The organism is Streptomyces sp. NPDC052687 (assembly GCF_040678395.1).
Classification (GTDB): Bacteria; Actinomycetota; Actinomycetes; order Streptomycetales; family Streptomycetaceae; genus Streptomyces.
The window spans coordinates 58,862-77,767 of the sequence record NZ_JBFATR010000022.1 but is presented as its reverse complement, the minus strand read 5'-3'; the positions used below and the strand labels follow the sequence as shown (position 1 = coordinate 77,767).

At 73.1% G+C, this 18,906-nt stretch carries 12 protein-coding genes and 1 pseudogene; 7 read left to right on the top strand and 6 right to left on the bottom strand.

From position 1 onward, the window contains the following. Positions 1–36 precede the first annotated feature (36 nt). Positions 37–759 (bottom strand): VWA domain-containing protein, encoded by a 723-nt coding sequence (locus AB0K92_RS19380; protein WP_365924389.1) that lies wholly within the window; start codon positions 757–759, stop codon positions 37–39. A gap of 171 nt (positions 760–930) precedes the next feature. Between AB0K92_RS19380 and AB0K92_RS19375 the strand changes: the two genes are divergently transcribed. Beyond that, positions 931–1,845 carry a rhomboid family intramembrane serine protease gene (locus AB0K92_RS19375; protein WP_365924387.1) on the top strand — a complete coding sequence of 305 codons (915 nt, stop codon included), beginning with the start codon at positions 931–933 and terminating at the stop codon, positions 1,843–1,845. A gap of 130 nt (positions 1,846–1,975) precedes the next feature. Here the strand turns inward: AB0K92_RS19375 and AB0K92_RS19370 are convergent, their stop codons facing one another. From AB0K92_RS19370 to AB0K92_RS19360, 3 genes are all read right to left on the bottom strand, one after another. Continuing rightward, the gene (locus AB0K92_RS19370) at positions 1,976–3,439 is read right to left on the bottom strand and encodes a glutamate synthase subunit beta (protein ID WP_165997551.1); all 1,464 of its coding nucleotides are present in this window, start codon (positions 3,437–3,439) and stop codon (positions 1,976–1,978) included. After that, complete coding sequence (gene gltB / locus AB0K92_RS19365) at positions 3,432–8,024, bottom strand: glutamate synthase large subunit (RefSeq protein ID WP_365924429.1); 4,593 nt, start codon at positions 8,022–8,024, stop codon at positions 3,432–3,434. Before gltB ends, AB0K92_RS19370 begins: the two co-directional genes overlap by 8 nt. Before the next feature lie 401 nt (positions 8,025–8,425). Continuing rightward, positions 8,426–9,157, bottom strand: coding sequence for a VIT1/CCC1 transporter family protein (locus AB0K92_RS19360; RefSeq protein WP_365924385.1), 732 nt, complete (start codon positions 9,155–9,157; stop codon positions 8,426–8,428). 264 nt (positions 9,158–9,421) lie between these two features. Between AB0K92_RS19360 and AB0K92_RS19355 the strand changes: the two genes are divergently transcribed. From AB0K92_RS19355 to AB0K92_RS19330, 6 genes and pseudogenes are all read left to right on the top strand, one after another. Continuing rightward, positions 9,422–10,459: an ADP-ribosylglycohydrolase family protein gene (locus AB0K92_RS19355; protein WP_365924383.1), complete on the top strand. Its 1,038-nt coding sequence runs from the start codon at positions 9,422–9,424 to the stop codon at positions 10,457–10,459. 545 nt (positions 10,460–11,004) lie between these two features. Beyond that, positions 11,005–12,111, top strand: a pseudogene (locus AB0K92_RS19350) (ADP-ribosylglycohydrolase family protein); the annotation flags it as partial. A gap of 8 nt (positions 12,112–12,119) precedes the next feature. Then, positions 12,120–13,340 (top strand): ADP-ribosylglycohydrolase family protein, encoded by a 1,221-nt coding sequence (locus AB0K92_RS19345; protein ID WP_365924381.1) that lies wholly within the window; start codon positions 12,120–12,122, stop codon positions 13,338–13,340. After that, positions 13,328–14,698, top strand: coding sequence for an ADP-ribosylglycohydrolase family protein (locus AB0K92_RS19340; RefSeq protein ID WP_365924379.1), 1,371 nt, complete (start codon positions 13,328–13,330; stop codon positions 14,696–14,698). The genes AB0K92_RS19345 and AB0K92_RS19340 overlap by 13 nt, the downstream gene beginning before the upstream one ends. Then, a complete protein-coding gene (locus AB0K92_RS19335; RefSeq protein WP_365924377.1) occupies positions 14,695–15,903 on the top strand; it encodes a CoA transferase in 1,209 nt (402 codons plus the stop codon). Before AB0K92_RS19340 ends, AB0K92_RS19335 begins: the two co-directional genes overlap by 4 nt. Then, entirely contained in the window at positions 15,900–16,724 is an 825-nt protein-coding gene (locus AB0K92_RS19330) for a CoA ester lyase (protein ID WP_365924375.1), read from the top strand. Before AB0K92_RS19335 ends, AB0K92_RS19330 begins: the two co-directional genes overlap by 4 nt. A gap of 60 nt (positions 16,725–16,784) precedes the next feature. Here AB0K92_RS19330 and lgt read toward each other — a convergent pair whose 3' ends face one another. After that, complete coding sequence (lgt, locus tag AB0K92_RS19325) at positions 16,785–17,945, bottom strand: prolipoprotein diacylglyceryl transferase (protein ID WP_365924373.1); 1,161 nt, start codon at positions 17,943–17,945, stop codon at positions 16,785–16,787. A gap of 126 nt (positions 17,946–18,071) precedes the next feature. Then, positions 18,072–18,848 carry a thioredoxin domain-containing protein gene (locus tag AB0K92_RS19320; protein ID WP_365924371.1) on the bottom strand — a complete coding sequence of 259 codons (777 nt, stop codon included), beginning with the start codon at positions 18,846–18,848 and terminating at the stop codon, positions 18,072–18,074. Positions 18,849–18,906 lie beyond the last annotated feature (58 nt).

Here is an 18,906-nt window from a genome sequence, read left to right as displayed (position 1 = left end):
CCCGGTCCGGCCGGGTGCGGCCACCGCCGCGTGCCCTCAGGCCCGTACGATCCCCCGCTCCCGGGCCGCCGCCAGCCACTGCGGGAACTCGCCCACGAGACGGTCGTACAGCTCGGCGTCGGACACCGCGCGCGGGTCCTCGCCCGCGTGGAAGAACCCGGCGTTGTCGACGACCCGCTTCTCCGGCACCGGCAGGTCGTCCAGCTTGCGCAGGAACTCGAACTGCCGGCTGCCGGGGTCGCCGAAGCCGATGAACTGCCAGAACAGCGGCAGCCGGGAGGCCTTGCACAGGAACCGCTCGGCGGCGAGCTTGTCGATGGGGCCGCCGTCGGTCTGGAAGACGACGAAGGCGGGGTCGGTGGCACCGCTGTCGAGGTAGTGGTCGATGACGGCGTCCATGGCCAGGTGGTAGCTGGTCTTGCCCATGTGCCCGAGTCCGGCCACGATCCGCTCGACGCGGCCCTGGTGGCCGGCGAGTTCCATCTCGGTGACGGCGTCGACGTCCGTGGAGAAGAACACCACCGGCACCCGGCCGTCGTCGTCGAGGTGCGCGGACAGCCCGAGCACCCGGTCGGCGAGCGCCTGCACACTGCCGTCCTTGTAGTACGGCCGCATGGAGCCGGAGTAGTCGACGACGAGGTAGACGGCGGCCCGCTGCCCGTCCAGGCCGTGCTTGGCGAGCGACACCCCGGCGCTCTTGTAGAGGTTCACGAGCGCGGGCGCGGTCGAGCGCACCTTGTCGAGACTGATCGCGGCCATGTGGACTCCCCCTCCATCACCGGCTTTCCGGCAGCCGAGCGTACGGCACCCCGGCGGCCGCCACCGTCCCCTCCGGCCCCGCCTGCCCGCCCCCGCCGCACCGTTCGCTATTTTGTTCGCCGCCGTCCCCAACCGGCTCACCGTCCGTCATCAGCCTCCCGAGGAGCCGGCATGGAACCCGAGTCCCCCGTCCCGACCTGCTACCGCCACCCCACGGTGGAGTGTTACGTCCGCTGTGTGCGCTGCGACCGCCACATCTGCCCGGACTGCATGCGCGAGGCCGCCGTCGGTCACCAGTGCCCGGAGTGCGTCAAGGAGGGCGCCCGCTCGGTGCGGCAGGCCCGCACGGTCGTCGGCGGCCGGGTCTCCGGCACGCCCGTGGTGACGTACGTGCTGGTCGCGCTGAACGTGCTCGCCTACGTGCTCCAGCTGGCGCTGCCCGCGTTCGAGGACCGGTTCGAGATGGTCGGCGCCCGGCTCGTGGGGCCGGACGGCGGCTACTACCACCACGTGGGCGCGTACATCGGGTCCTTCCACGCCGAAGGCGTCGTCGCCGGGGAGTGGGACCGGCTGATCACCAGCGGGTTCCTGCATCTGCTGCCCACCGAGGGCACGTTCGGCATCGCCCACATCGTGATGAACATGCTCGCGCTGTGGCACCTGGGCCGGATCCTGGAGACCCAGCTCGGCCGGGTCCGGTACGTCGCCCTGTACCTGCTGTCGGTCCTCGGCGGTTCGGTCGCCGAACTGCTCCTCGCCGAGCCGTACGCCGTGTTCGTCGGCGCCTCCGGCGGCCTGTTCGGTCTGGGCGCCGCCTACTACGTCATGGCGCGCCGGTTCGGCGGCGACATGGACACCGTCAACCGCGACACGGTCATGCTGCTCGTGTGGCTGCTGATCTCGGCGGGCTTCACCTCCTGGCAGGGCCACCTCGGCGGCCTGCTGGCGGGCGCCGCCGTCACCGCGGCCTACGCCTTCGTGCCGCGCGGCCCGCGCCGCTCCCTGATCCAGGCCGCCGCCTGCGCGGGGCTGCTGGCGCTGCTCCTGCTTCTGACGTACGCCAGGGTCGCCCAGCTGACCGGCTGAGTCCGCCCGGCGGCGCCGGGACATGCGGCGGCGCCTGCCCGATCGTCCGGTCGGGGACTGGGGGGCAGGCGCCGTCTGTGTTCCGTACGCCGTTGTACGGGACGTGTGTGCGGCCCTCGCGGGCCGTGTGTCAGACCGTCAGGGCACGGTCCGTCGGGCGGATCGGGGCCGGCAGGTCGCTGGCACCGGTCAGGAACCGGTCCACGCCGCGGGCGGCGGAGCGGCCCTCGGCGATCGCCCACACGATGAGCGACTGACCGCGGCCCGCGTCACCGGCGACGAAGACACCCGGGACGTTGGTCTGGAAGTCGGCGTCGCGGGCGATGTTGCCGCGCTCGTCGAGCTCCAGGCCGAACTGCTCCACCAGACCGTTCTCACGGTCCGTGCCGGTGAAGCCCATGGCCAGCGTCACCAGCTGGGCGGGGATCTTGCGCTCCGTGCCAGGCTTCTGGGTCAGCTTGCCGTCGGTGAACTCCACCTCGACCAGGTGCAGCCACTGTACGTTGCCGTCCTCGTCGCCCTCGAAGTGGGTGGTCGACACGGAGTAGACCCGCTCGCCGCCCTCCTCGTGCGCGGAGGTGACCTTGTACAGCATCGGGAAGGTCGGCCACGGCTGGGAGACCGGGTTCCGCTCCTCGCCCGGGCGGGGCATGATCTCCAGCTGCGTCACCGAGGCCGCGCCCTGGCGGTGGGCGGTGCCCACGCAGTCCGCGCCGGTGTCGCCGCCGCCGATGACCACGACGTGCTTGCCCTCGGCCGTGATCGGGGGCGCCACGAAGTCGCCCTCCTGCACCTTGTTGGCCAGCGGCAGGTACTCCATGGCCTGGTGGATGCCCTTGAGCTCACGGCCCGGCACCGGCAGGTCGCGCGCGGTCGTGGCGCCGACGGCCAGGACCACCGCGTCGTACCGCTTCTTCAGGTCGGTCGCCTTGAGGTCGCGGCCGATCTCGATGCCGGTGCGGAAGCGGGTGCCCTCCGCGCGCATCTGCTCGATACGGCGGTTGATGTGCCGCTTCTCCATCTTGAACTCGGGGATGCCGTACCGCAGGAGGCCTCCGATGCGGTCCGCGCGCTCGTAGACGGCGACCGTGTGGCCGGCCCGGGTCAGCTGCTGGGCGGCGGCCAGGCCCGCGGGACCGGAGCCGACGACCGCGACGGTCTTGCCGGACAGGCGCTCGGGGATCTGCGGGGCGACGTCCCCGGTCTCCCACGCCTTGTCGATGATCGAGACCTCGACGTTCTTGATGGTGACCGGCGGCTGGTTGATGCCCAGCACACACGCCGACTCACACGGAGCCGGGCACAGCCGGCCGGTGAACTCCGGGAAGTTGTTCGTCGCGTGCAGCCGCTCCGAGGCCGCCTGCCAGTCCTCGCGGTAGGCGTAGTCGTTCCACTCGGGGATCAGGTTCCCCAGCGGACAGCCGTTGTGGCAGAACGGGATGCCGCAGTCCATGCAGCGGCTGGCCTGCTTGCTGATGATCGGCAGCAGCGAGCCGGGGACGTAGACCTCGTTCCAGTCCCTGACGCGCTCCTCGACCGGGCGGGACTTGGCGACCTCGCGGCCGTGGTTCAGAAAGCCCTTCGGGTCAGCCATTGATCGCCGCCTCCATCATCTTCTCGGTGATCTCGGACTCGGAGAGACCGGCTCGCTCGGCGGCGTCCTTGGCGGCGAGCACTGCCTTGTACGTGCGGGGGATGATCTTGCTGAAGCGCTCGGCGGCGGCGTCCCAGTCCGCGAGCAGCTTCTCGGCGACGGTGGAGCCCGTCTCCTCGTGGTGGCGGCGCACCACGTCGTGCAGCCACTGCTTGTCGGCCTCGTCCAGCGCCTCGACGGAGTCCAGGTTGCCGGCGTTGACGTTGTCGCGGTCCAGGTCGATGACGTAGGCGACACCGCCGGACATGCCGGCCGCGAAGTTGCGGCCCGTCTCGCCGAGGACCACCGCGTGGCCGCCGGTCATGTACTCGCAGCCGTGGTCGCCCACGCCCTCGGAGACGACCAGCGCGCCGGAGTTGCGGACGCAGAAGCGCTCGCCGACCTTGCCGCGCAGGAACATCTCGCCGCTGGTGGCGCCGTAGCCGATGGTGTTGCCGGCGATGACGCTGTACTCGGCGAGGTGGTCCGCGCCGCGGTCCGGGCGGACGACGATCCGGCCGCCGGACAGGCCCTTGCCGACGTAGTCGTTGGCGTCGCCCTCCAGGCGCAGCGTGACGCCGCGCGGGACGAAGGCACCGAAGGACTGGCCGGCGGAACCGGTGAAGGTGATGTCGATGGTGTCGTCGGGGAGCCCTGCGCCGCCGAACTTCTTCGTCACCTCGTGGCCGAGCATGGTGCCGACCGTGCGGTTGATGTTGCGGATGGCGACCTGGGCGCGCACCGGCTGGGCCTCGGTGGCGTCGTTCGCGCCCAGCGCGTCGGCCGCGAGCTTGATCAGCTCGTTGTCGAGCGCCTTCTCCAGGCCGTGGTCCTGGGCGACCAGGGCGTGGCGGACCGCGCCCTCGGGCAGCTCGGGCACGTGGAACAGCGGCTCCAGGTTCAGGCCCTGCGCCTTCCAGTGGTCGACCGCGCGGGTGACGTCGAGGACCTCGGCGTGGCCGACGGCCTCCTCGATGGAGCGGAAGCCCAGCTCGGCGAGGAGCTCGCGGACCTCCTGCGCGATGTACTGGAAGAAGTTGACGACGTACTCGGCCTTGCCGGTGAACCGGTCCCGCAGGACCGGGTTCTGGGTGGCGATGCCGACCGGGCAGGTGTCGAGGTGGCAGACGCGCATCATGACGCAGCCGGAGACGACGAGCGGCGCGGTCGCGAAACCGAACTCCTCGGCGCCGAGCAGCGCGGCGATGACGACGTCACGGCCGGTCTTCAGCTGGCCGTCGGTCTGCACGACGATCCGGTCGCGCAGCCCGTTGAGCAGCAGCGTCTGCTGGGTCTCGGCCAGACCCAGCTCCCAGGGGCCGCCCGCGTGCTTCAGCGAGGTGAGCGGGGAGGCGCCGGTGCCGCCGTCGTGGCCGGAGATGAGCACGACGTCCGCGTGCGCCTTGGACACACCCGCCGCGACCGTGCCGACGCCGACCTCGGAGACCAGCTTGACGTGGATCCGCGCCTGCGGGTTCGCGTTCTTCAGGTCGTGGATCAGCTGGGCCAGGTCCTCGATGGAGTAGATGTCGTGGTGCGGCGGCGGGGAGATCAGGCCGACGCCCGGCGTGGAGTGACGGGTCTTCGCCACCCACGGGTAGACCTTGTGGCCGGGCAGCTGGCCGCCCTCGCCGGGCTTGGCGCCCTGGGCCATCTTGATCTGGATGTCGTCGGCGTTGACGAGGTACTCGCTCGTCACACCGAAGCGGCCGGAGGCCACCTGCTTGATGCTGGACCGGCGCGCCGGGTCGTACAGGCGCTCCGGGTCCTCGCCGCCCTCACCGGTGTTGGACTTGCCGCCCAGCTGGTTCATGGCGATGGCGAGGGTCTCGTGCGCCTCCTTGGAGATGGAGCCGTACGACATGGCGCCGGTCGAGAACCGCTTGACGATCTCGGAGACCGGCTCGACCTCGTCGATCGGGATCGGCTGCCGGTCCGACTTGAAGCCGAACAGGCCGCGCAGCGTCATCAGCCGTTCGGACTGCTCGTTCACGCGCTCGGTGTACTTCTTGAAGATGTCGTAGCGGCCGGTGCGCGTGGAGTGCTGGAGGCGGAAGACCGTCTCCGGGTCGAACAGGTGCGGCTCGCCCTCGCGGCGCCACTGGTACTCGCCGCCGATGTCCAGCGCGCGGTGCGCGGGAGCGATGCCGGAGGCCGGGTAGGCCTTGGCGTGGCGGGCGGCGACCTCCTGGGCGATGACGTCGATGCCGACGCCGCCGATCTTGGTGGCGGTGCCGTTGAAGTACTTCTCGACGAAGGCCTCGTCGAGGCCGACGGCCTCGAAGACCTGCGCGCCGCGGTAGGAGGCGACGGTCGAGATGCCCATCTTGGACATGACCTTCAAAACGCCCTTGCCGAGCGCCTTGATCAGGTTCTTGATGGCCTGCTCCGGCTCCAGGCCGTTGATGAAGGTGCCCGCGCGCAGCAGGTCCTCGACCGACTCCATGGCCAGGTAGGGGTTGACCGCGGCGGCGCCGTAGCCGATGAGCAGGGCGACGTGGTGGACCTCGCGGACGTCGCCGGCCTCGACCAGCAGGCCCACCTGGGTGCGCTGCTTGGTGCGGATGAGGTGGTGGTGGACGGCCGCGGTGAGCAGCAGCGACGGGATCGGCGCGTGCTCGGCGTCGGAGTGGCGGTCCGACAGGACGATCAGGCGGGCGCCGTTCTCGATCGCGGCGTCGGCCTCGGCGCAGATCTCCTCGATCCGCGCGGCCAGCGCCTCGCCGCCGCCGTGCACCCGGTACAGGCCGGACAGGGTCGCGGCCTTGAAGCCGGGCATGTCGCCGTCGGCGTTGATGTGGATGAGCTTGGCCAGCTCGTCGTTGTCGATCACCGGGAAGGGCAGGACGACGGAGCGGCAGGAGGCCGCGGTCGGCTCCAGCAGGTTGCCCTGCGGGCCCAGCGAGGAGCGCAGCGAGGTGACCAGTTCCTCGCGGATGGCGTCCAGCGGCGGGTTGGTGACCTGCGCGAACAGCTGGGTGAAGTAGTCGAAGAGCAGCCGGGGGCGCTCGGAGAGGGCGGCGATCGGCGAGTCGGTGCCCATCGAGCCGATCGGCTCGGCGCCGGTCTTGGCCATGGGGGCCAGGATGACGCGCAGCTCCTCCTCGGTGTAGCCGAAGGTCTGCTGGCGGCGGGTGACCGAGGCGTGGGTGTGCACGATGTGCTCGCGCTCGGGCAGGTCGCTCAGCTCGATCTCGCCGGCCTCCAGCCACTCGGCGTACGGCTTCTCCGCCGCGAGCTGCGCCTTGATCTCGTCGTCCTCGATGATGCGGTGCTCGGCGGTGTCGACGAGGAACATCTTGCCGGGCTGCAGGCGGCCCTTGCGGACGACCTTGGCGGGGTCGATGTCGAGAACGCCGACCTCGGAGCCGAGGACGACGAGGCCGTCGTCGGTGACCCAGTAGCGGCCGGGGCGCAGGCCGTTGCGGTCGAGCACGGCGCCGACCTGGGTGCCGTCGGTGAAACAGACACAGGCGGGGCCGTCCCAGGGCTCCATCATCGTGGAGTGGTACTGGTAGAAGGCGCGCCGGGCCGGGTCCATGGAGTCGTGGTTCTCCCACGCCTCCGGGATCATCATCAGCACGGAGTGCGGCAGCGAACGGCCGCCGAGGTGCAGGAGTTCGAGGACCTCGTCGAAGGACGCCGAGTCGGAGGCGTCCGGGGTGCACACCGGGAAGATGCGGTCCAGCTGGCGCTCGCCGAACAGGTCGGAGACCAGCTGGGACTCGCGCGCGACCATCCAGTTGCGGTTGCCCTTGACGGTGTTGATCTCGCCGTTGTGCGCGACGAAGCGGTAGGGGTGGGCGAGCGGCCACGACGGGAAGGTGTTCGTGGAGAACCGGGAGTGCACGAGCGCGATCGCGGAGGCGAAGCGGCGGTCGGACAGGTCCGGGAAGAACGGCTCCAGCTGCCCGGTGGTCAGCATGCCCTTGTAGACGATGGTCCGCGCGGACAGCGACGGGAAGTAGACGCCCACCTCGCGCTCGGCGCGCTTGCGCAGCACGAACGCCTTGCGGTCGAGGTCGATGCCCTTCGCGCGGCCGTCGGTGACGAAGAGCTGGCGGAAGACCGGCATGGTCGAGCGGGCGGTCGCGCCGAGCAGGTCGGGGGCGACCGGGACCTCGCGCCAGCCGAGGACGTCCAGGCCCTCCTCACCGGCGATCGTCTCGATACGTGAGACGGCGTCGGTGGCGCCGTCCTCCGGCAGGAAGGCGATGCCGACGGCGTAGGCACCGGCCTCGGGCAGCTGGAATCCGGCCACCTCGCGGAAGAAGGCGTCCGGGACCTGGGAGAGGATGCCCGCACCGTCGCCGGAGTCCGGCTCGGAGCCGGTGGCACCGCGGTGTTCGAGGTTGCGCAGGACGGTGAGGGCCTGCTCGACCAGGGTGTGGGACGCCTCGCCGGTGAGGGTGGCGACGAAGCCGACGCCGCAGGCGTCGTGCTCGTTGCGGGGGTCGTACATACCCTGCGCAGCAGGGCGAGCATCCATGAACGACCAGTTCTGGCCATTCGCGGAGTGCTGGGACGGCTGGCGCGGCGTACGCATCGGCTCTCCCGTCGTCGTCATGTGGCTGGTGGTACCTCCCAGGCCCGTAAGGCGCTGGGGGAGCTGCCGAGGGACGACGTTGGCCCTCTGCGAGATCTGCGATGAGATCAAAATTTCGTGCAGGTTACATGATGGAGCGGTTCTCGGGAACCGGATACTCCGTTCCAGCATGCGGACGCCGCGGTCGCGGCGGGTGCCGCGTCGGCGGCGGAGGCAAAGGGGACCGATGCGGACAGATCGATGTCCGGCGGTCCGGGGCGGAGGGAGCAGCGTCGCTCACCCCGCGGGCGCGCCGCAGGCCTCATTGCCCACAGCGCTTACGGCTCATGCCCACTGGTCATGCGGCCGAAACCAGCGAGTAACGGCTAGTTATGCGGCGCAACGCATAGGTTCCAGCTGCGTCATCCTACGGCCACACCGAACGCCATGCCCAGGGCGTACGTCACACCGGCCGCGGCACCACCCAGGGCAAGCTGGCGCAAACCGCTGAACCACCAGCTCCGCGCGGTCACCCTCGCCACCACCGCACCGCACAGGAAGAGCCCGAGCAGCGCCAGCAGCACGGCCGGCCACAGCGCGCTCGCCCCCAGCAGGTACGGCAGGACGGGCAGCAGGGCGCCCAGCGCGAACGAGCCGAAGCTCGACACCGCGGCGACCAGCGGCGACGGCAGGTCGGCGGGGTCGATGCCCAGTTCCTCGCGGGCGTGGATTTCCAGCGCCTGCTCGGGGTCGCGGGACAGCTGCCGCGCCACGTCGCGCGCGAGGCCGGGGTCGACGCCCCGCGACACGTACAGCGCGGCCAGCTCCGCCTCCTCGTCCTGGGGGTGGCGGCGCAGTTCGCGCCGCTCCACGTCCAGCTCGGCCTCGACCAGCTCCCGCTGGGAGGCCACGGAGGTGTACTCGCCGGCGGCCATCGAGAACGCGCCGGCGGCGAGCCCCGCGAGTCCGCTCAGCACGACCGCCTGCTGGCTGGCGCTGCCGCCCGCGACACCGGTCATCAGGGCGAGGTTGGAGACCAGGCCGTCCATCGCGCCGAAGACGGCGGGGCGCAGCCAGCCGCCGTTCACGTCGCGGTGGGTGTGGTTGTCGCGGTGCGCCTCGTGCAGCGCCGCCTCGGTCTCGATGATGGCCATGACGGTCCCCCAGAAAAAGCTTCTTTGGACTGCTTCTACTTTTCGACAGCACCCAGACTACGCCGCCGCATTCCTCCTCGCCAGCAAGGAAAGGCTGGGCTAACCTGCGGTTTTACCGTTCTGCGCTCGTCCGGGCGCGATCATGCTCATATGTCGACCGGGTGATGCTGAGGCGCCTGAGGCTGCGCGGCGCACCCCGCCGGGGGACAGTTCCGCAAAGGGCTCCGCGCCGTCCCACGGCGCCCCCCGAGAGGAGAGGCCTGCATGGCATCGACCGCCTGCATTCCCTCGGTCCCGGCGCCCGGCGACGCCGCCGGACTCCGCGAACGGGCCCGCGGCGCGCTGCTCGGTCTGGCCGTCGGGGACGCGCTGGGAGCCCCCGCCGAGAACATGAAGCCGTCCGAGATCCGCGCCCGCTGGGGCCGGATCACCGGCTACGTCACCGCCACCCCGGCCGGCACCGACGACACCGAGTACGCGATCTTCTCGGGCCTGCTCCTGGCCCGGCACGGCTCCGCGCTCACCCCGGCGCACGTGGAGGCCGCCTGGCACGAGTGGATCGCCGACCGCGCGGAGGGCCCCTTCCGGGGCGCGGGCTTCAGCGAGCGCGGCACCCTGGAGAACCTGCGCCGCGGCCTCGCCGCGCCCATCTCCGCCCAGCACCGGCACGCCTGGAGCGACGGCCTCGCCATGCGCGCGGCCCCGCACGGCGTCTTCGCCGCCGGGCGCCCCGCGGAGGCCGCGCGCCTCGTCGCGATCGACGGCTCGGTCAGCCACGACGGCGAGGGCATCTACGGCGGCCAGGCGGTCGCGGCGGGCGTCGCCGCGGCCATGGCGGGCGCCTCGCCCATCGCGGTCGTCGCCTCCGCCCTCGCCGTCGTCCCCGACGACTCCTGGACGGCCCGCTCCCTGCGCCGCGCGGTGACCGTCGCCCACCGGGGCGAGCGCGCGGTCCGCTCGGCGGTCGTCATCGGCGGCTACCCGTGGACCGACCTCGCCCCCGAGGCGGTCGCCCTCGCCTTCGGCGCGTACGCCGCCGCCGACGGCGACTTCAAGGAGGCGGTCCTGACCGCCGTCAACATGGGCCGCGACGCCGACACCACGGCCGCCGTCGCCGGCGCCCTCGCCGGCGCGACGCAGGGCGCGTCCGCCATCCCCCCGGACTGGGCGTCCGCCATCGGCCCCGCCCGCGGCAGCTGCCTGCCCGCGATGGCCGGCCACCACGTCCTGGCCATCGCGGACCTGCTCACCCCCGAGGGGGCCGCACCGCCCCCACGACACGACGCGAAGGTGACGCCATGACCCCACCGGCGCCCTGGGACACCGCGACAGCACTCAAGACCCCCGTCGACCCCCCACCCACCGAAGCCGACCCGGCCCCACCGGAACAACCCACCGGCGAGCCCGCCCCACCGGGACAACCCACCATCGAGCACGCCCCGCAGGGCCCACCCGCACCCGAGCACGCCCCCGCTACCCACCCCACGCCCACCGACGGCCCCCCACCCGCCGACGGCGAGTACGCCCCACAAGCACCACCCGCACCCGACACGACCGAGCCCCACCCCGCACCCGCCGACGGCGAGAACCCCCCACAAACACCACCCGCACCCACTAGCGCCCCCGAAACCCACCCCGCACCCCCACCCACCCCCAACCCCCCACCCGCCGACGGCGAGAACCCCCCACAGGGGCCACCCGCACCCGACGACGATGGGGAAACGGGTGGTGCGGGTGGGAACGACACCCCGGCCGAAGGCGAAGCCGAGGCCGAAACACCCCACACAACAAGCCACCAGCCACACCCAACCCCCCACCACCCACTCGCACACCCACACCCACCCCACCGAGTCGAAGGCCTCCTCCTGGGCCTAGCCGCAGGCGACGCCGCCGGCTGGCCCGCCGCCCGCCACCGCGCCGCCCGCATGCCCGACTGGACCCGCCGCCTCACCCGCGAACTGGACACCTTCGCCGAGCACAACGCCACCACCACCCTCCCCGTCCCGATCGCCCTGAACCAGCCCCCGGAACCCCTCCGCCTCGGCCCCTCCGACGACGCCGAGTGGGCGGTGTTCGCCGCGGAGGCGGTCCTGCGGGCCGGCGACGACGCCGTCCTCGGCGACCTCAGCCGGGACCGCCGCATGCGCGCCGCGATCGACCTCACCTGGAACGCCGTCGCGAGCGAGGTCGCCGCCGCGGCCGAGCGCGCCCCCGAGATCGAGTCCGCCGTCCTCCCCCTGCGCGCCCGCATCTCCGTACGCGCCGGCCTCGGCAACCTCGCCGCGGGCCTGCGCCCGCCCGCCTCCGGCCACGACAACCCGCACTACTTCGACGACGCGGCCTGCGTCCGCGCCTGCGTCCTCGCGGTCGCCCACCCCGGCGACCCGAAGGCCGCCGCCGACCTCGCGGAGTTCGACGCCCGCTACACCCAGGACGGCGACGGCGTGCACGGCGCCCGCGCGATGGCCGCCGCGGTGGCGCTCGCGCTGTCCGGCGCGGACGCGCGGGCCTGCGCGACGGCCGCGCTCGCCGAGCTGCCGCGGGAGACGGAGATCGGCCGCAACGCCCGGCACGCCCTGCGCCTCGCGGCGGAGGCGGACAGCGCGTTCGCCCTGATCCCCCTCCTGGAGCACCAGATCGTCGACCACGTCTACAGCTACGGCATCGCCGCCGCCGAGACCGTCCCGGTCGCCCTCGCGCTCACCGTCGCCGCGCACGGCCGGATCGCCGAGGCGATTCCCGCGGCAGCCTGCCTGTCGCGGGTCGCCGACTCGGCCCCGGCCCTCGCGGGTGCCCTCACCGGCGCGCTGGGCGGCGGCGCGGCGCTCCCCGCGGCCTGGCGGGACGCCTGCCGCACCCTCCCCGGCTGCGTCCTGCCCCGCCTCACCGGCACCGACCTGGTGGAACTCGCCGAACTCCTGGAAGCCGCACAACCGGCCCCGCCAGGAGGATGATTCGGGGCATGACGCCCACAGAAGAACAAAACCGAGGAGAACCCGCCCGGCGTGAGGAAAGCCGGGAAAGGGAAGGCCGGGCGGAGTCCCTCGCCGAACGGATCACCGGCGCCCTGGTCGGCGCCGCCGTCGGCGACGCCCTCGGCGGCCCCGTGGAGGGCTACTCCCCCGACCAGATCCTCGAACGCCACGGCGGCCGCGTCCACGGCATCGTCGGCCCCTGGAACGGCGACGCCTGGCGCACCGCCCGCCCCATCGCCCCGTACCACAAGGGCGACGGCCACGTCACCGACGACACCCTCATGACGCACGCGCTGGTCCGGGTCTACGACCGCGTCCGCGACCACCTGGACGCCTACGCGATCGCCGACCACCTGGTCCCCGACCTGATGACCACCCCGCGCTGGATCCCCGAACTGGAGGCGGAGGCCCTGCCGTTGCAGCGGATCTTCCTCGCGGAGAAGTGGCTCGTGGCCCGCCTCCACTACGGCCATGCCGACCCCCGCGAGGCCGGCACCGGAAACATCGTCAACTGCGGGGCGGCGATGTACATGGCCCCGGTCGGCCTGGTCAACGCCGCCCACCCGGCGGGCGCGTACGCCGAGGCGCTGGATGTCGCGGGCGCCCACCAGTCGTCGTACGGCAGGGAGGCGGCCGGAGTCTTCGCGGCGGCGGTGGCCGCGGCGTGCGCCCCCGGCGCGACCCCGGACTCGGTGGTGGCCGCCTGTCTGTCCCTGGCGAAGGACGGCACCCGCGCGGCCATCGAGCGGGTCTGCGAGACCGCCGCCCGCCACCGCGACTTCGAGTCCGCGCTGGTCCCGCTGCGCGAGGCGGTCGCCCCGTACGACACCGTCGGCCCCGACTACCGCTCCCCCTCCCTGGCCGCCCGCCGCCCCTCCCGGCTGCACGCGATCGAGGAACTGCCGGTCGCGCTCGGCATGTTGCTGGTCGCGGGCGGCGACTACCGGCACGCGGTGCTCGGCGCGGTCAACTACGGCCGTGACTGCGACTCGATCGCCACCATGGCCGGCGCGCTGGCCGGCACCCTCGGCTCGCCGGTGCCCGAGGACTGGGCGAAGACCGTCGCCGAGGCCAGCCGCCTGGACCTGCGCGAACCGGCGCGCGTGCTCACCGAGGTGACCCGGGAGATCTTCGCCCGTGACGTACGGCGCCGCCGCGCCCACGAGGAGGCGTTCGCCGCGCTGGGAGGCACCGGATGCTCCGACTGACCTGGGTCCAGCCCGAGGACCTGCTCGGCCACGAACTGCGCCAGGCCGCCCAGGACGGCCGCGAACCGTCCGCGATCGCGAAGCGGTGGAAGGCGGCCGGCGGCTGCGAGGCCCCCGCCCGGGCCGGCGCCTCCCCCGAGCCGTGCTCGCGCTATCTGCGCCTGCTCGCCGAGGACCTGCTCGACGAACTCGCCGACCTGCCCAGCAGGCTGGCGGACCGGGAACCGACGGACCTGGACCGGATCGTTGCCCTGTGCCCCGACTGGCCGTCCGCCCCGGCCGCCCCCGCCGCCCCGCCGGACCTCCTGCCCCGCCTGCACGCCGCCTGGCTCGGCCGGGCCGTCGGCTGCCTGCTCGGCAAACCCGTCGAGAAGCTCCCCCTGGACGGCATCCGCCACCTGGCCCGCGCCACCGGGAACTGGCCGCTCACCACGTACTTCACCGCCCGCGGGCTGCCCGCCGACCTCGCCGCCAGATACCCCTGGAACCGCCGCTCGGCCGCCACCTGCCTCGCCGAGAACATCGACGGCATGCCCGAGGACGACGACCTCGACTACCCCCTGCTGAACCTGCTGCTGCTGCGCCGCCACGGCCGGGACTTCGGCACCGAGGACGTCGCCGCCCTGTGGCTCGACGAACTCCCCGCCGGCCGCACCTTCACCGCCGAACGCGTCGCCTACCGCAACCTGCTGTGCGGCCTCGAACCCCCGCGCACGGCCCGCCACCGCAACCCGTTCCGCGAGTGGATCGGCGCCCTCATCCGCGCCGACGCACACGGCTGGACCAACCCCGGCGACCCGGCCCGCGCCGCCGCCCAGGCCCACCGCGACGCCACCCTCACCCACACCGCCAACGGCGTCTACGCCGCGATGTTCACCGCCGCCGTCATCGCCCGCGCCGCCACCGGGACGTACGACGTCCACGCGTGCCTGCGCACCGGCCTCACCGTCGTCCCGCCCCGCTCCCGGCTGGCCCGCGCGGTCCGGCACGCCATCGAACTGGCCGGCGCGCACGACGACTTCGACACGGTCGTGGACGAACTCCACGCCACCTACGACGCCGGCCACCACTGGGTGCACGCCGTCCCCAACACCGCCCTGCTCGCCGCCGCCCTCACCCACGCCGACGGCGACTTCTCCGGCTCCATCTGCCGCGCGGTCTCCGGGGGCTGGGACACCGACTCCGTCGGCGCCACGGCCGGCAGCGTCGCCGGCCTGCTCGCCGGCTCGCCCGAGGCGCTGCCCGAGCGCTGGACGGCCCCGCTGAAGAACCGCCTGGCCACCACCCTCTCCGGTTTCGACGGCACCGGCTTCGACACCCTGGCCCAGCTCACCCTCCAGGAGGCGACCCGCCCATGAACCAGGTTCCGCCTCCCCCGGCACCCCCGCTCGCCGGGCTGCGCGTCCTCGACGTCGCCACCCTGTTCGCCGGTCCGCTCGCCGCCACCCTGCTCGGCGACTTCGGCGCGGACGTGATCAAGGTCGAGCATCCGGTGCGGCCCGACCCGTCCCGCGGCCACGGCCCGTCGAAGGACGGGGTGGGCCTGTGGTGGAAGATGCTCGGCCGCAACAAGCGCACGATCACCCTCGACCTGTCCAAGCCCGGCGGCCGCACCACCCTCCTGCGGCTCGCCGCCGGCGCCGACGTGATCATCGAGAACTTCCGCCCCGGCACCCTGGAGAAATGGGACCTCGGCTGGCCGGAGCTGTCCGCCGCCAACCCCCGCCTGGTGCTGGCCCGCGTCACCGGCTTCGGCCAGTTCGGACCGTACGCGCACCGCCCCGGCTTCGGCACCCTCGCCGAGGCGATGAGCGGGTTCGCCGCGATCACCGGCGAGCCCGACGCGCCCCCGACGCTGCCGCCGTTCGGCCTCGCCGACTCGATCGCCGGGCTGGCCACGGCGTACGCCGTGCTGACCGCGCTCGCCGCCCGCGACCGCACCGGCGAGGGCCAGGTCGTGGACATGGCGCTCATCGAGCCGATCCTGACCGTCCTCGGCCCGCACCCCCTCTGGTACGACCAGCTGGGTCACGTCCAGCCCCGTACCGGCAACCGCTCCCAGAACAACGCCCCGCGCAACACCTACCGCACCGCCGACGGCACCTGGGTCGCCGTCTCCACCTCCGCGAACTCGATCGCCGAACGCGTGATGCGGCTGGTCGGCCGCCCGGACCTGATCGAGCAGCCCTGGTTCGCCACCGGCGCCGACCGCGCCCGGCACAGCGACGTCCTGGACGAGGCGGTCGGCTCCTGGATCGCCCGGCACACCCGCGCCGAGGTCCTGGAGGCCTTCGAGAAGGCGGAGGCCGCGGTCGCCCCCATCCAGGACGTACGGGACGTGATGACCGACCCGCAGTACGCGGCCCTCGACACCATCACCACCGTCCACGACCCCGAACTCGGGCCGCTGCGCATGCAGAACGTGCTCTTCCGGCTCTCCGCTACCCCCGGCGCGATCCGCTGGGCCGGCCGCCCGCACGGCGCGGACACCGAGACCGTCCTCACCGAGGCGGGCCTGACCCCCGACGAGCTGGCCGCGCTGCGCGCGGAGGGCGCGCTGTGATCCCGCTGACCTGGCTCTACGTCCCCGGCGACCGCCCGGCGACGGTCGCCAAGGCCCTCACCTGCGGCGCCGACGTGGTGATCGTCGACCTGGAGGACGCGGTCGCCCCGGACCGCAAGGAGTACGCCCGCGCGGCCACCGCCGAACTCCTCGCCGCACCCCAGCCGGTCCCGGTGCACGTCCGCGTGAACGCGCTTGGCGGTCCGCTCGCGGCGGCCGACCTGCGGGCGCTGGCCGGTCTGCCCGGGGTGTCCGGACTGCGCCTGCCGAAGGTGACCGCGCCGCAGCAGGTCGTGCGGATCGCCGAGCACACGGCACTCGCCGAGGGCGGCGCCCCCGCCCTGTACGCCCTGCTCGAATCGGCCCTGGCGATCGAGCGCGCCCACGCCATCGCCACCGCCCACCCGGCCCTGCGCGGGATCGCCCTGGGCGAGGCCGACCTCCGGGCCGATCTGGGGCTGCGGGGCGACGCGGGCCTCGACTGGCCGCGCTCCCGCGTCGTCGTCGCCGCCCGCGCGGCGGGGCTGCCGCCCCCGGCGCAGTCCGTCCACCCCGACATCCGGGACCTGGACGGCCTGGCCGCCTCCTGCGCCCACGGCCGCGCCCTGGGCTTCCTGGGCCGCGCGGCCCTCCACCCGCGCCAGCTGCCGGTGATCGAACGGGCCTACCTGCCCACCCGGCAGGAGCTGGAGCACGCGGAGGCGGTGGTGAAGGCGGCCGCGCGGGAGGCCGGGGCGCAGGCCCTGGAGGACGGCACCTTCGTGGACGCGGCGGTGGTGGCGGCGGCCCAGCGGATCCTGGCCCTCGGCAGCCGCCGCTGACGCGGCGAGGGCGCCCGGAAGACCTCCGGGCGCCCTCGCCGTCGTCCGCGTGACCGGCCGTCAGGACTTCTTGGCCGGCCCGGCCCCGTCCCCGGCCTTCTCACCGGCCGCGCCGTCCGCCGCGTCGCCGGCCGCGGTGCCGGCCGTGTCCTTGGCCGCGCTGCCGGCCGTGTCCCCGGCCTCGCCGGCAGCCTTGTCCTCGCCCTTGCCCTTGGCCTTGCTTCTCGCCTCGGCCCGGTCCTCGTCCCGCACGGCGTCCGCGGCCTTCGCCCCGGACCCGGCCGCACCCGCGGAGGCAGCCGAAACCCCTGAGCCCTTCGAGACGTCCGAGGTGTCGGAAGCGGCGGAGTCACCGGACGCGTCCGAGGCGCTGGAGGCGTCGGCGGCATCCGTGCCGCCGCCGGAGGCACCCGGCTCCACGACCTCCTCGCGGCCCGGCCGCTTCTTCGCCGACACCACGAGGTAGACCACGGCGAGCAGGAAGACGAGCAGCGCCGTCCAGTTGTTCAGCCGCAGGCCCAGCAGCTCGTGCGCGTCGTCGACGCGCATGTACTCGATCCAGAACCGGCCCGCGCAGTACGCGGCGACGTACAGCGCGAACGCCCGGCCATGGCCCAGCTTGAAGCGCCGGTCGGCCCAGATCACCAGCAGCGCCACACCGACGCACCACAGCGACTCGTACAGGAACGTCGGGTGGTAGTACCCGGGCATCCGGCCGTCCGCGGTGGACGTGATGTGCAGCGCCCACGGCAGGTCGGTCTCCCGCCCGTACAGCTCCTGGTTGAACCAGTTGCCCCAGCGGCCGATCGCCTGGGCGAAGGCGATGCCGGGGGCGATGGCGTCGGCGTAGGCGGGCAGCGGGATGCCGCGACGGCGGCAGCCGATCCACGCGCCCAGCGCGCCGAGCGCGATGGCGCCCCAGATGCCGAGGCCGCCCTCCCAGATCTTGAAGGCGTCCACCCAGTCACGGCCCTCGCTGAAGTACAGCTGGTAGTCCGTGATCACGTGGTACAGCCGGCCGCCGATCAGGCCGAACGGCACCGCCCAGACAGCGATGTCGGCGACCGTGCCGGCCCTCCCGCCGCGGGCGATCCACCGCTTGTTGCCGAGCCAGACGGCAACGAAGACACCGATGATGATGCAGAACGCGTAGCCGCGCAGCGGAATGGGGCCGAGGTACAGCACCCCGCGCGACGGGCTGGGAATGTAGGCAAGTTCCATGGCAGGGTCGACGCTACCGTGCCGGACCGGCCGGGCGACGGGCAGCCCGGCTACGGGTCCATAACGGGCGGTCGCCCCGCGCCGTCCCTGTCAGCCCGGTCATCCCCGTCGCTCCCGTCGCCCCCGTCATCCCCCTGCCTTCGCCTCCACCTGCTGCTTGAGCTTGGCCGGGGTCATCGTCTGGTCCTGGTAGATGTTCTTGCCGTCGAGCAGGACGGTCGGGGTGCCGGTGAAGCCGCCGCTGCTGAAGGCCTGGGCGGACTTGTCGACCCAGGCGTTGTGCGTGCCGTCCTCGACGCACTTCCTGAACGCGGGGGTGTCGAGGCCGTCTACCTTGCCCGCCAGCTCGATCAGCTTGCCCTTCTCGGCGAACGCGTCGTCGGTCTCCGAAGGCTGGTTGTCGAACAGCACGTCGTGGAACTCGACGAACTTCCCCGCGTCCTGGGCGCAGGCGGCGGCGTTGGCCGCGGCGCGCGAGCCGCCGCCGCCCATGTTGCCGTCGATGATGGTGGCCAGGCGGTACTCGACTCTCAGCCGGCCGGCAGCGGTCAGCTCGTGGATCGTCGAGCGGTAGTTGGTCTCGAAGGACTTGCAGGCCGGGCAGCGGAAGTCCTCCCAGACGGTGAGCGTCGACCTGGCGCCGCTCTCGCCGACCGGGATGACCAGGTCGTCCTCGCCGTTGGCGCCCGAGGGTGCCACGACCGGGCCCGCGGTGTCGCCGCCGTCGTCCTTGCCCGCGTTGGCGGCGACCACGCCGATCACCGCCGCCAGGGCCAGGACGCAGACGACGCTCGCCCCCACGATCAGCGTGCGCCGCCGCTTCTCCGCGGCCTTCTGCATCTCGCGCTCCGCCGCCAGCCGTTCCCGGGCGGTGCGCTTTCCATCACGGTTCTTCTCGCTCACACCCCGCAGAACGAACCGGGGAGGCGCAGCGCGCCTCCCCGGCTCCAGGTCCACCCGT